The sequence below is a fragment of the Streptomyces sp. NPDC050433 genome (assembly GCF_044458565.1).
Lineage (GTDB): Bacteria > Actinomycetota > Actinomycetes > Streptomycetales > Streptomycetaceae > Streptomyces.
On sequence record NZ_JBITIB010000007.1, the window covers coordinates 234,618 to 247,307 of the forward strand.

The window sequence follows — 12,690 nt, forward strand, 5'->3', positions numbered from 1 at the left end:
CGGGGCGCGCAGCGGGTGGGGGTTGCGCTGTGAGCGCACGGGGCGGGTCACGGAAGCGTGGTGCCCGCGCGAGCTGCCGGGCGGGGGTGGCTCAGCTTTCTGTGCGCCCCGCGTTGTCGGCGTTGTCGGCGATCGTCTCGTGGTGGCGGATCACCTCGGCGATGACGAAGTTGAGGAGCTTCTCGGCGAACGCGGGGTCGAGCCGGGCGCTCTCGGCGAGTTGGCGGAGCCGGGTGATCTGCCGGGACTCGCGAGCCGGGTCGGCGGGCGGCAGGTGGTGGGCGGCCTTGAGGTGGCCGACCTGCTGGGTGCATTTGAACCGTTCGGCCAGCATGTGGACGACGGCAGCGTCGATGTTGTCGATACTGCCGCGGAGCCGGTCCAGCTCGGCCTGGACGGACGCGTCGCTGGCGCCGCTGTCGCCGCTGTCGCTGTTGCCGCTGTTGCCGCTGTTGCCGCTGTTGCCGCCGGAATTGTCGCCGTTGTCACTCGTGGTCATGCTGCGGAAGCTTAGGCCCTGCGCCCCGCCGTGGCGGAGGCGTCTCACGGAGAGGACGTGCTGATCGTCGGCGGGTGGTCGGGGTCCGGGACGCGGTTGCTCCAGCCGCCGGGGACGGTTCGGCCCTGGCGCTGTCTGAAGCGGATCGGCGCGGTGCCCACGCGGCGTGTGAACAGCCGGGAGAAGTACGCCGGATCGTCGTAGCCGACGCGGCGGGCGACGGCCGCGACAGGCAGTTCGGTGGCGGCGAGGAGTTCTTTGGCGTGGCCGAGTCTGATGCCCAGCAGATAGTCCTTGGGGCTGCAACCGGCGCCCCTGCGTACGGCGTTGCGCAGTTCGGCGGGCGTCATGCCGTGCCGGGCGGCGTGTTCGGCGACGGAGAGCGGCAGGAACGCGTCGCGGGCGAGCGATTCGAGGACCAGGTCGCCCTCGGCGTTGGTGTCGGCGCGGGCGCGGCGCAGCGCGACGAGGAGTTCGTGGACGGCGGCGCCGGTCTCGACCTCCAGGAGCGGGTTGCCGCGCCGCGCGGCGCGGACGATGCGGCCGACGGCGGTGCGTGCGGTGGCCGCGTCGGAGAGGGGGACGACGGGTCGGGTCGTCTCGATGTAGCCGAGGTCGGTGTAGGTGGCGGTGGCGGGGCCGGTGAAGTCGACGAAGCTCTCGTCCCAGCCGGTCTCGGAGTCGGCGCCGTAGTGGTGCGGTACGCCGGGGAGCAGCCAGAGCAGCGCGGGCGCGGTGACGGTGGTGCGGCGGCCGTCGGGGTCGCGGTACCAGCCACTGCCCGCGCCGATGACGACGGCGACGTGGTGGTCGAGGACGCGGGGGCCGACGGTCGGCAGCCGGCCGTGCTGGAGGCCGACGCCGAGGCAGACGAGGCCGAGGCGGTGGTGGACGGGGCTGGGGGTGAAGTACCGCATCCAGGTGTGGTACATCGGCTGCCGCTCCCTTCAGGCCGGTACCGCAAGTCCAACATCCTGCCGATCTTTGTCCATGGACCCGTTCCTGACCAGGGGGTGAGGGTGTCCCTGGGACATGATCGAACCGAAGGGCGGCGGCCGTGGCCGAGTTCACTGTAGGTGACAGGGATTTCCTGCTCGACGGCCGGCCGGTACGGCTCCTCTCCGGGGCGCTGCACTACTTCCGGGTCCACGAGGAGCTGTGGCCGCACCGGCTGCGGATGCTGCGCGCGATGGGCCTGAACTGTGTGGAGACGTACGTCCCGTGGAATCTGCACGAGCCCGCGCCCGGCCGCTTCGCGGACGTGGAGGCGCTGGGCCGGTTCCTGGACGCGGCCGGTGAGGCGGGGCTGTGGGCGATCGTGCGGCCGGGCCCGTACATCTGCGCGGAGTGGGACAACGGCGGGCTGCCGCACTGGCTGACGGTGGCGGTGGGCGCGCGCGTGCGGACCGGCGATCCGGAGTATCTGGCCGCGGTCCGGCGGTGGTTCCGCCGCCTCCTGCCGCAGGTCGTCTCCCGCCAGATCGACCGCGGCGGCCCGGTGATCATGGTGCAGGTCGAGAACGAGTACGGGAGTTACGGCTCCGACCTGCCGTACCTCTCCACTCTGGCCGCGCTGCTCCGTAACCGCGGGATCGACGTGCCGCTGTTCACCTCCGACGGGCCGGAGGACCACATGCTGACGGGTGGCTCGGTGCCGGGTGTCCTGGCGACGGTGAACTTCGGTTCGGGGGCGCGCGCGGCGTTCGCGGCGCTGCGCGAGCACCGGCCGGAGGGTCCGCTGATGTGCACGGAGTTCTGGTGCGGCTGGTTCGACCACTGGGGCGGCGGGCACGCGGTGCGTGATCCGGCGGACGCGGCGGGGGTGCTGCGGGAGATCCTTGAGTGCGGTGCCTCGGTCAACATCTACATGGCGCACGGCGGCACGAGCTTCGCGGGCCGGGCGGGCGCCAATCGCGCGGGCGCGCTGCACGAGGGCGCGCTGGAGCCGGACGTGACGTCGTACGACTACGACGCGCCGGTGGACGAGGCGGGGCGGCCCACGGAGAAGTTCCGGCTGTTCCGGGAGGTCCTGGCGGGTTACCAGGAGGGGCCGTTGCCCGACGTGCCGCCCGCTCCCTCGGTGCTGGGCGGCGGGCCGGTGCGCGCGGAGCTGGACGCGTGGGCGCCGCTGGACGAGGTGGTCGACGCGCTCGGCGGGCCGGAGACGCGGACGCCGATGCCGCCGTCCTTCGAGGAACTGGGCGTGGACCGGGGGCTGGTGCGCTACCGCGTGGCGGTGCCGGGTCCCCGTCGGCCGTATCCGCTCACGCTGTCCGGACTGCGTGATCTGGCGGTGGTGCACGTCGACGGGGTGCGGGCCGGGGTGCTGCGTGAGGAGGACCCGGTGCTGGCGGAGCCGGTGGCCGGTCCCGCGGTGGTGGAGGCGTGGGTGGAGTCCCTGGGGCGGGTCAACTACGGGCCGCGTACGGGGGAGCCGAAGGGCATCACGGGCGGTTTCCTGCATGAGCGGCAGTATCTGCACGGGGTGCGGGCGCGGGGGTTGCGGCTGGACGCCTTCGACGACGCGGCGGCGGTCGCGGCGCTGCCGTTCCGCGCCCCGTCCTGGCCGGGAGCGCGGGGCCTGTACCGGGGGTCGTTCGACGTCGCGTCCCCCGGTGACGCCCGGCTCGGGCTGCCGGGCTGGACGCGGGGCTTCGTCTGGGTCAACGGCTTCTGCCTGGGCAGGTACTGGGCGGTTGGCCCGCAGGAGTCGCTGTACGTGCCGGGGCCGGTGCTGCGCGCGGGGCACAACGAGGTGTGGGTGCTGGAGCTGGAGGGCGCGGGCGAGGGGCATGTACGGCTGGTGTGAGGCACCCCGCCACGACTCGCGTCAAGTGCCCCACCGGACGGGCCCACGCCTCCCCGTCGTCCGGGGCGGTGCCAGGGATGCCCGTTGTCCCAGGTGGTGCCGGGGGGTGACCCGGACGAGGGTGTCGCCGCTCCTGGCCTTGTCGATCTCGACGCGGGCGGCGAGCAGTGTCGCGCGCCGCTCTGGTCGATCCGTGTACGACACGACGGATTTGCGGCGGGAGCCTCGGTCGCTTGCGTCGGCGTACGCGTCGCTCCTCCTCGTCCACGGTGTTCCGTGCACGTCGGTCTGCGTCGCGAGGAGCGGGTGCGCCCATGGACAGGGGCGGGACAGGTCTTGGACCAACGCGCCGACGGCGTGTCCGTGACCTGTCCCGCCCCAGGGGACGTCCCCTAGTGGGTCACACGTTCACGTTCAGAGTGTGGCAGCGGCCGACGCGATGGCGGAGGCGAAGGTGGAGACCTCGGTGTAGACACCGGGGTAGTTGGGCCGGGCGCAGCCGTTGCCCCAGCTCACGATGCCGACCTGGATGAAGGCACCCGCGCTGTCCTTGCGGAACATCGGGCCGCCGGAGTCACCCTGGCAGGTGTCCACGCCGCCCGCGGCGTATCCCGCGCAGATCTCTTCGCTGGCGATGATCTGGCCGCCGTAGTTCGCGTTGCAGGTGGCGTCGGAGACGAACGGGACGGTGGCCTTGAGGAGGTAGCGCTGCTGGGCGCCGCCCTCGGTGGCCGCACCCCAGCCGGCGACGGTGAAGTTGCCGTTGTTGTACGCCGTGGTGGTGGCGATCTTCAGCGTCGGCAGGTTGATGGGCTGGGCGAGCTTGATCAGCGCCCAGTCCTTGCCCGTGCCGTTGTAGCCGGGGGCCTGGAGGACCTTGGTGGACCGGACCTTGATGGCGCTGGTGCTCTGGAGGTCGACGACGCCCGCGGTGGCGGTGATGCTGGTGTTGTTGCCCGATCCGCTCACACAGTGGGCCGCGGTCAGGACGACGGTGGACGAGTACAGCGAGCCACCACAGCCCATCGAGAGGCGGACCATGAAGGGGAACTCGCCCTGGGCGGCACGGGTGCCGCCGACGACGGGCGGGGCGAGGGGGGCCGCGGCCTGAGTCTTGGGCGCGTCCGACACGGGCGCGGCGGAGGCGGTAGCGGTCTGGAGGCTGATGGCGGCGAGCATGACAGCGCCGGCCGCGATGCATCTCTTGAGGACACCCTGAATGCTCAACGGTCTGCCTTTCGTGGGGGCTTGAGGGATTTGTTCCTGTAGGGCACACGAGTCGACGCGCGTTGCGCGACGTTGGCATGAGCCCGACAGGAACGCGATCCGGATTATCCGGAGGGCAGGAGCGGCCCCACAAGATACGAATCTCAGCCAACCGAACGGTCGGCCTCCGGTCGCCGTCCGGTTACCGAACACCGGAACACCCCCATACCCCCCGTCGCCGCGCGAGCGTCCTCGGACATGGCGCCCACACGGGCGTAAGTCGTGCGACCCCCGGCACGGAAACCCCGCACAGAAAACCGGTACGGAACCAGGCACGGAAAAGAGGGGCGGGCCCCGGACCAAACGGTCCGGAACCCACCCCTCCGTGTCATCTCACGCGCCCGGCGCGCCGCGCGTCGCCGCGCCGGGCACCGGCGGACTCTTCGTCAGAGCCCTGCCGCTGCCGACTGGATGTCGGCGGCGAAGGTGGACACCTCGGTGTAGACGCCCGGGAAGCCGGGCTGCGCGCAGCCCTGGCCCCAGCTGACGACGCCGACCTGGACCCAGCCGCCCGCTCCGTTGTCACGGAACATCGGGCCGCCGGAGTCGCCCTGGCAGGTGTCGACCCCGCCCTCGTCGATGAAGCCGGCGCAGATCTCCTCGGACGGGACGAGGCTGCTGCCGTACGCGCCCTCGCAGTCCGCGTCGGAGACGAACGGCACGTTCGCCTTGAGCATGTACCGCTCCTGGGCACCGCCCTCGGTGGCCGCGCCCCAGCCGGCGACGGTGAACTCGCCGTTGTTGAACGAGTCGTCGGTGGCTATGTCGAGCGTGGGCAGGTCGATCGGCTGGGCGAGCTTGATCAGCGCCCAGTCCTTGCCCGTGCCGTTGTAGCCGGGAGCCTGGAGGACCTCGGTGGAGTTGACCTCGATCGCGTCCGGGCTCTCCAGGTCCACGACACCCGCCGTGGCGGTGATGCCGGTGTTGGGGCCGGAGCCGTCCACGCAGTGGGCGGCCGTCAGGACGATGTCCTGCTCGTAGAGCGCGCCGCCGCAGCCCATGGAGAGCCGGACCATGAAGGGGAATTCACCCTGCGCGGCGGGGGTGCCGCCGACGACCCGCGGGTCCGGGGTGGGGGCGGCCGACGCGGTGGTGGGCTGGAGGCTCACACCGGCGAGGACGACCGCGCCGACGACGGCACATCTTTTGATGGCACGCAAAAAGCTCAACTGACTGCCTTTCGTGGGGGGAAACAGTGCATGTGCTGGTCTTGCGTGGGGCTGTCGTGCGTGAAGCTGTGACACATGACGCTCAGCACGTGGGGGTGCCGTACGCATGGCGAAGCCGACCGAACGACCAATGAAACGAAGCCTGCCCGTGTCCGCCCGCCACAGCGTGATCCGGATTATGCGGAAGAAATCAGCCGTGGCACAAGATGTAGGTTTCGGCCAACCGAACGGTCGAGCCTCGCCCCGCGTCCGGCGATTGGTGTACGGGAGCACGCCGGGCGGTCCGCGACGTGCCCTGCCACACCCCCGCCGACCGCGCCCGTGCGGAGCCGGCCCCCGTACAGTTGACAGCGGTCGACCGTCCTACGAAGGGGTAGTGGCGTGACGGACAGAGGCGCGACGAACGGCAGCCAGGTCGTACACGGCTACCCGCATCTCGACACCGTGCGGGCCGCCATCACGGCGCTGTACCGGCGGATGCCGGGCGACGGCATCCTGCGGTACGACTCCAGCGTCGCGCCCGCCGACGTCGCCTTCGCCGATCACGACGACCTCCATCTCGGGGTGCAGCGGGTGGCCCGCGCGCTGGTCCAGCAGCTGCATCTGCCGGACGCCCGGGTGATCGTCAGCTTCCACGAGATGGAACACGCGGCGAGCGTCGAGCTGACGGCGGGGCCGGAGTACTTCATCGAACTCAACGACCGGTTCCGGACGCATCGCAGGGACATCGGCGCCGCCCTCGCGCACGAGATCACCCATGTCCTGCTGCACCGGCTCGGGCTGAGCTTCCCCGGTACCCGCGACAACGAGATCCTGACCGACACCGTGACGACGTATCTGGGCGCGGGCTGGCTGCTGCTCGACGCGTTCCGGGAGGACCGGGACTCCAGCCAGAAGCTCGGCTATCTGACGCCGGAGGAGTTCGGCTATGTGCTGGCCAAGCGCGCCATGGTGTTCAACGAGGACCCCGGCATCTGGTTCACCAGCCCGCAGGGCTACACCGCGTACACGAAAGGCAAGGCCCAGGCCGTACGGGACGAGCAGCAGCCGCCGCTGACCACGGCGGGCTGGTCGGGCCGGCACCGGTATGCCAAGGACCGGCGTTACGCGCTCGACCACCCCGGCGAGTCGGGGGACGCGGGGCGCCCGTACGCCTTCGAGACGCTCGCCGACGGGCTGCGGGTGTCGTTCCCCTGCCCCACCTGCCATCAGCGCATCCGCGTGCCGGTCCGGGGCCGGGTGCGGGCGCGGTGCCAGCTCTGTCACACCGTGCTCGACTGCGACACCTGAACTGCCCCTCCCCGCAGGGGACTTCACCGTATGTGACGGATGGTCACCGATGTGTTGATTTGGTGAGGATGACCTTCCCGAGCGATGGTCGACCCATGACGAACGAGCGGACAGCGGGCGCCGACGGCACGCCGGACGAGCTGTTCTCGGCCGTGTACGGGGGCCGGAACGACGCTGTCGTCACTCTGCTCCGTTCCGGTGTCCCCGCCGAGGCGACCGATGAGGACGGCCAGAGCGCGCTGTACGCCGCCGCGGTGAGCGACGAACCCGGCGCGGTCCGGCTGCTGCTGGCGGCGGGCGCCGACCCCGAGCGCGCGAGCGGACCCGACGCCGGTGACCTGCCGCTGTGCGGGGCGGCGTGCGGCGGTCATACGGAGGCGGTCCTGGCGCTGCTGGCGGCGGGCGCGCGCCCCGACCGGCGGGAGGCGTACGGCTTCACGGCGCTGGCCTGGGCCGTCGGGCAGGGCCACACGGAGACGGTGGAGGCGCTGCTGGCGCACGGCGCGGACCCCGACCTCTCGGGGCCCGGCGGCGGAGCGCCGGACGGCGAGCCGCCCCTGGTGACGGCCGCCCGGCGCGGTTCGCCGTCGACCGTTCGGGCCCTGCTGCGGTTCGGCGCGGTCGCGCGGGAGGAGGCGCTGGCCGAGGCGCGGCGGTGGACCGCCCCCGAGGCGGTGGAGCACGAGTTGCACGCCGAGTTGCTGCCGATGGCGGGCGCGGGTGACGAGACGGTGGTGCGCCGGATCGACGAGGACGGCGGGGTGACGATCGTCGTGGAGACGCTGAAGGACGGCGTGCCGGTCGCGAGCCTGGAGCGGCAGACCGGGCACGGGGCGATCGTCACGCTCCTGGAGGAGTCCTTGGGCGTCCGGGCGCCGTTCGAGGAGTTGGCGGGGCGGGCGCTGCGGTGCGGGGTACCCGACCGGGACGGCTGGCGGGAGCAGGTGGCGGCGCTGTGGCGGCGCGGCGACGAGGAGTCGTTCGAGGCGGCGCTCGCCTGGTGTGCGAGTGACGATCCGCCGCGTCGGGCCTTCGCCGCCGACGTACTCGCGCGGCTGGGCGCGGCTGATGGGAGCAGGCCGTTCGCGGCCCGCGCGCTGGCGCCGCTGCGGGAGTTGTGCGCGGGCGCGGAGACGCCTGAGCTGATCGGCGCGTGTGTGACGGCGCTCGGGGAACAGGGCGACGGGGACGCCCTGCCGGAGATCCTGCGGCACACGGGGCATCCGGACGCCGGGATACGCCGCCGGGTGGCCGTGGCGCTGGCGGGGCTGGTGCCGGGCGACCACGAGGAGGGGGTCGCGGCGCTGACGGCGCTCGGGACGGACATCGACAACGAGGTGCGGGAGCGGGCGACGACGGCCCTGGCGGGGGTCGACGCGGACACGCCCACGATCCGCGAGGCGCTGGCGGCGCGGCTGACGGACCCGGTGGCGGTCACGGCGGCCGAGGCGGCGCGGGGGCTGGCGGTGCGCCGGGATCCGCGCGCGGTGGACGCCCTGGCCAGGATGCTCGCCGACGGGTCGGTGACCGGTGACGCGCGCGAGACGGCGGCCGACGGGGTGCGCCGGCTGCCGGACGCCGCGGTGCGGCGCAGGCTTCAGGGCCTGCTGCCGCGCGGTCGTTGACGGGCGCGGGGCACGTACGGCCGGGGACGGCGCCCGTGCGCCGAGGGCGCGTCGAGGGCGCGCGGAATCAGCGCAGCCGCAGTGCGCCCGGTGCGCGGTCCTCGATGATCTCCGTGAGCCAGTCGAAGACGGTAGGGCCACGGCCGGCTTCCGCGTCGGCCAACTGCCCTCGTACCAGCGCTCTGTTGGCCTCGGGAACGCGTGCGAGCCGGAGCCGGAGCCGGCGCGCAGTCTCCTCGTGGCCGAGCGCGCGGCGGGAGAGTTCGTGGTCGCGCCACTCGATGACGAAGTCCCGGTCGTCCGGCGTTCCGTAGCCGCCGCTGAGGCAGTCGGCGAACGCGTCGAGGTTGCGGCCGAAGTAGCCGTCCGGGCCGTTCACGGCCTCGCCGATCACCTGCCAGAACTGGTCCAGGCCGGTGACCTCCGCCCCGTGGATCACATAGGTCACAGTCATGGGGCGGAGGCTACCTGTCCGTTGTCGTACCGGAGGTGCGTGATCAGCAGCCGTGGTCGACGAGGTCGAAGGACGCGTAGTGGTCGGCGGTGTAGTAGTCCTGCTCCTCGTCGCCGGTCACGATGCGGCGGGCGCCGCGGTCGGGCGAGCCCGGCGTCTCGACGGTGTACTCGTGGTAGTAGCCGAGGGACTCCTGAGGAAGGAGGCCCTCGCGGTTCTGGAAGACCCCGCCGTCCTGCGGGTACGGGTAGGGCCCGCCCGCGTCGATCAGGTCAAGGGTGTCGTGCGCCTGGGACGGGAGGTCGGAGTAGCAGATGTCGCCGACCGCGAGCGGGGCGGCCGTGGCCGTGGTCGCGACCGTGCCGCCGACGAGGAGGGTGGACAGGAGGGCGGCTGCGCCGCCGATGAGGGCGATTCGTGGGGGGATTCGCATGTCTTCATGATGACGCGCGTAGACGTGTGCACGTCAATGCCAAGTCGGTGGAGTTTTCGGGAAGTTAACCGCGTGGCACGGGCACGACATCCGCCCGTTGTTGCCGGTTTGTCGCCAGTGGGTCGTGGGGGGGGGGGCGGCGGGGCCCCCCCCCCCCCCCCCCCCCCCCCCCCCCCCGACGCCTACGACTGCGTGAGCCGGCTACGCGGCGGTGCGGCGACCGCCCTCGGCGCCGCGCTCCGGCGGCCGGCCGCGACGTCCGCCGCGGCTGCCCCTGCTGCCGCGCCCGGAACCGCCGGCCCCGCCCAGCCGGGCCCCGCCGTCACCCGAACCGGCGCCGCCGCCCCGCCGCGCCGGACGCGACGCGCGCGCCTTCTGCGGCTTCCGCACGGTGGCCTGCTGGGGTACCTCGATGGTGATCGCGACCCCGGAGGGCTCGCGCGCACCGGTCAGCCGCGCCAGTTCCTCGTCGGTCGACTTGACGCTGGTGGTCCGGGGGGCGATGCCGGCGTCCGACATCAGCCGCGTCATGTCCCGCTTCTGCTCGGGCAGGACGAGCGTCACGACACTGCCGGACTCACCGGCCCGCGCGGTGCGTCCGCCACGGTGCAGATAGTCCTTGTGGTCGACGGGCGGATCGACGTTCACCACCAGGTCGAGGTCGTCCACGTGGATACCGCGGGCCGCGACGTTCGTCGCGACGAGCACCGTCACCAGCCCGGTCTTGAACTGGTCCAGCGTGCGGTTGCGCTGCGGCTGCGACCGTCCGCCGTGCAGGCCGGAGGCCCGTACACCGCTCGCCAGCAGCCGCTTGACCAGCCGGTCCACCGCCCGCTTGGTGTCCAGGAACAGCAGCACCCGGCCCTCGCGGGCCGCGATGCGCATCGTGACGGCCTTCTTGTCGGTGTCGTCCATGACGTAGAGGACGTGGTGCTCCATCGTCGTGACCGCGCCCTGCGAGGGGTCGACGGAGTGGACGACGGGATCGGTCAGATACTGCCGTACGAGCCGGTCGATGTTCTTGTCCAGCGTCGCGGAGAACAGCATCCGCTGTCCGTCCGGCCGCACCTGCTTGAGCAGCGCGGTGACCTGCGGCATGAAGCCCATGTCTGCCATCTGGTCGGCCTCGTCGAGGACGGTGATGGTGACCTGGTCCAGCCGGCAGTCGCCGCGCTCGATGAGGTCCTTGAGCCGTCCGGGCGTCGCCACGAGCACTTCGGCTCCACGGCGCAGCTGCCCGGCCTGCTTGCTGATCGACAGACCGCCGACGACGGTCGCCAGGCGCAGGTTCACGGCGGTGGCGTACGGGGTGAGGGCGTCGGTGACCTGCTGGGCCAGCTCGCGCGTGGGCACCAGCACCATCGCGTACGGCGCGCGCGGTTCGGCGCGACGCCCGGCGAGGCGGGCGAGCAGCGCGAGACCGAAGGCGAGGGTCTTGCCGGATCCGGTGCGGCCCCGGCCGAGGATGTCCCGGCCCGCGAGTGAGTTCGGAAGGGTGGCGCCCTGGATCGGGAAGGGCTCGGTCACCCCCAGCGAGGTGAGGGTCTTGAGCAGTCCCGCGGGCATGTCGAGCTCGTCGAACGCCTCAACGGCGGGCAGCGCGGGGGTGATGGTTTCCGGCAGCGTGAACTCCTGCGGGCGCGCGGCGCGGCGCACCGGCGCCTTCGCCGAGCCCTTCGCGGGGCTCTTGGCACGGGAGTTGACCGGGCGCCTGCCGGCCGGGCGGGGTGCGCGGGACGGGCGTTCGGAGCGAGTCATTTCGGTAAAGCCTTCCCTAAGCCTGGGGACAGCACAAGCCGGGGCCCGCACCGTGCAGGTGCGGGCCCCGGCTGCGAGGTACGCGTCCGGAAATCAGGCCGGGACGATGTTCTCCGCCTGCGGGCCCTTCTGGCCCTGCGTGACGTCGAACGAGACCTTCTGGCCCTCCTGGAGCTCACGGAAGCCCGAGGTGGCGATGTTCGAGTAGTGGGCGAAGACGTCGGCGCCGCCGCCGTCCTGCTCGATGAAGCCGAAGCCCTTTTCCGAGTTGAACCACTTCACGGTTCCAGTAGCCATGTCATTCTCCTAAAACAGGTGCAGAGACGAATCCGCACTTCACGGATTCCTCGTCGCCGCATTGAGCCCCATCCGGAGAAGCCGGCGAAAACAATAAAATGCGCCTGAGGAACATTCCCGTCAGGCGCACATAATGTTCATGGGTACCAAAACTGCAACGCAGTCAGCCTAGCACGCCCCCGAGACTTACGCGGATCCGACACGCACGGTGCAGGACGGACGCCGCCCGGACGGTGTCGTGGCTGGTCAGGACGGGTCAACCGGACACGATGCCGCGTGCGCGGGCCGCGCCGAGCCACTGCGGGAATTCCGCGACGAGCCGGTCGTACAGCACCTCGTCCGGCACGTCGCGCGGGTCGAGACCGGCGTGGAAGAAGCCCGCGTTGTCGACGCACCGCTTCTGCGGGACGGCCAACTCATCAAGTTTTTGAAGGAAGTTGAACTGCGAGCTGCGCTTGTTGCCGAAGCCGACGAACTGCCAGAACAGCGGAAGCTCCGCCGCCTTGCAGAGATAGCGCTCGGCGGCGAGTTTGCTGATCGGCCCGCCGTCGGTCTGGAAGACCACCAGCGCCGGCGCGGTGGACCCGCTGTCCAGATAGTGGTCGATCACCGCGTCCATCGCGAGGTGGTAGCTGGTCTTGCCCATGTGCCCGAGCCCGGCCACGATCCGGTCGATACGGCCGCGATGGTCCGCGAGCGTGATGTCCGTCTCGGCGTCGACGTCCGTGGAGAAGAACACGACGGGGACGACACCGTCGTCGTCCAGATTCGCCGAGAGGCCGAGCACCCGGTCGGCGAAGGCCTGGACGCTGCCGTCCCGGTAGTACTCGCGCATCGATCCCGAGTAGTCCAGGACCAGATATACGGCGGCGCGCTGACCGCTCATCCCGTGCTTGCGCAGTGATATGCCGGCCGCCCGGTAGTGCTCGACGAGCGCGGGCGCGGTCTCCTCGACCTTGCGGAGGCTGATCGCCGGGCCTGCCGCGAAGGGCGCTGTGGTCATGGGCGTTGCCGTTCGCTCGACGGGGCGGGGGGGGGTCGTCGAGGCTACACAGCGCCGCGCCCACATGCCACGGCGCCCGCCGTCGTC

General features: G+C 71.8%; 12 protein-coding genes. 3 read left to right on the forward strand and 9 right to left on the reverse strand.

Annotated elements, in window-relative coordinates:
- Positions 1 to 91: 91 nt before the first annotated feature.
- Positions 92 to 499, reverse strand: a complete 408-nt coding sequence (locus ACIBLA_RS11475) for a chorismate mutase (RefSeq protein ID WP_399198448.1) — start codon at positions 497 to 499, stop codon at positions 92 to 94.
- A gap of 44 nt (positions 500 to 543) precedes the next feature.
- On the reverse strand, positions 544 to 1,431 hold the full coding sequence (locus tag ACIBLA_RS11480; protein WP_363246514.1) for an AraC family transcriptional regulator: 888 nt from the start codon (positions 1,429 to 1,431) through the stop codon (positions 544 to 546).
- A gap of 125 nt (positions 1,432 to 1,556) precedes the next feature.
- Between ACIBLA_RS11480 and ACIBLA_RS11485 the strand changes: the two genes are divergently transcribed.
- Positions 1,557 to 3,308 carry a beta-galactosidase family protein gene (locus ACIBLA_RS11485; RefSeq protein WP_399198449.1) on the forward strand — a complete coding sequence of 584 codons (1,752 nt, stop codon included), beginning with the start codon at positions 1,557 to 1,559 and terminating at the stop codon, positions 3,306 to 3,308.
- Between the two features lie 414 nt (positions 3,309 to 3,722).
- On the opposite strand, the gene ACIBLA_RS11490 is transcribed toward ACIBLA_RS11485, so the two are convergent.
- A complete protein-coding gene (locus tag ACIBLA_RS11490) occupies positions 3,723 to 4,487 on the reverse strand; it encodes a serine protease (protein WP_363246526.1) in 765 nt (254 codons plus the stop codon).
- A gap of 473 nt (positions 4,488 to 4,960) precedes the next feature.
- The gene (locus ACIBLA_RS11495) at positions 4,961 to 5,743 is read right to left on the reverse strand and encodes a S1 family peptidase (RefSeq protein WP_399198450.1); all 783 of its coding nucleotides are present in this window, start codon (positions 5,741 to 5,743) and stop codon (positions 4,961 to 4,963) included.
- A 381-nt stretch (positions 5,744 to 6,124) separates the two neighbouring features.
- Between ACIBLA_RS11495 and ACIBLA_RS11500 the strand changes: the two genes are divergently transcribed.
- Both ACIBLA_RS11500 and ACIBLA_RS11505 read left to right on the forward strand, forming a co-directional pair.
- Entirely contained in the window at positions 6,125 to 7,033 is a 909-nt protein-coding gene (locus tag ACIBLA_RS11500; RefSeq protein WP_363246511.1) for a hypothetical protein, read from the forward strand.
- A gap of 95 nt (positions 7,034 to 7,128) precedes the next feature.
- The gene (locus ACIBLA_RS11505) at positions 7,129 to 8,658 is read left to right on the forward strand and encodes an ankyrin repeat domain-containing protein (protein WP_363246510.1); all 1,530 of its coding nucleotides are present in this window, start codon (positions 7,129 to 7,131) and stop codon (positions 8,656 to 8,658) included.
- Positions 8,659 to 8,725: 67 nt separating this feature from the next.
- Here the strand turns inward: ACIBLA_RS11505 and ACIBLA_RS11510 are convergent, their stop codons facing one another.
- From ACIBLA_RS11510 to ACIBLA_RS11530, 5 genes are all read right to left on the reverse strand, one after another.
- Positions 8,726 to 9,112: a barstar family protein gene (locus ACIBLA_RS11510; RefSeq protein ID WP_363246509.1), complete on the reverse strand. Its 387-nt coding sequence runs from the start codon at positions 9,110 to 9,112 to the stop codon at positions 8,726 to 8,728.
- A 43-nt stretch (positions 9,113 to 9,155) separates the two neighbouring features.
- A complete protein-coding gene (locus ACIBLA_RS11515) occupies positions 9,156 to 9,545 on the reverse strand; it encodes a ribonuclease domain-containing protein (protein WP_363246508.1) in 390 nt (129 codons plus the stop codon).
- Positions 9,546 to 9,746: 201 nt separating this feature from the next.
- Positions 9,747 to 11,303 (reverse strand): DEAD/DEAH box helicase, encoded by a 1,557-nt coding sequence (locus ACIBLA_RS11520; RefSeq protein WP_399198451.1) that lies wholly within the window; start codon positions 11,301 to 11,303, stop codon positions 9,747 to 9,749.
- Positions 11,304 to 11,396: 93 nt separating this feature from the next.
- Positions 11,397 to 11,600: a cold-shock protein gene (locus ACIBLA_RS11525; protein ID WP_003969786.1), complete on the reverse strand. Its 204-nt coding sequence runs from the start codon at positions 11,598 to 11,600 to the stop codon at positions 11,397 to 11,399.
- 256 nt (positions 11,601 to 11,856) lie between these two features.
- Positions 11,857 to 12,603, reverse strand: coding sequence for a VWA domain-containing protein (locus ACIBLA_RS11530; protein WP_363245859.1), 747 nt, complete (start codon positions 12,601 to 12,603; stop codon positions 11,857 to 11,859).
- Positions 12,604 to 12,690: the final 87 nt, after the last annotated feature.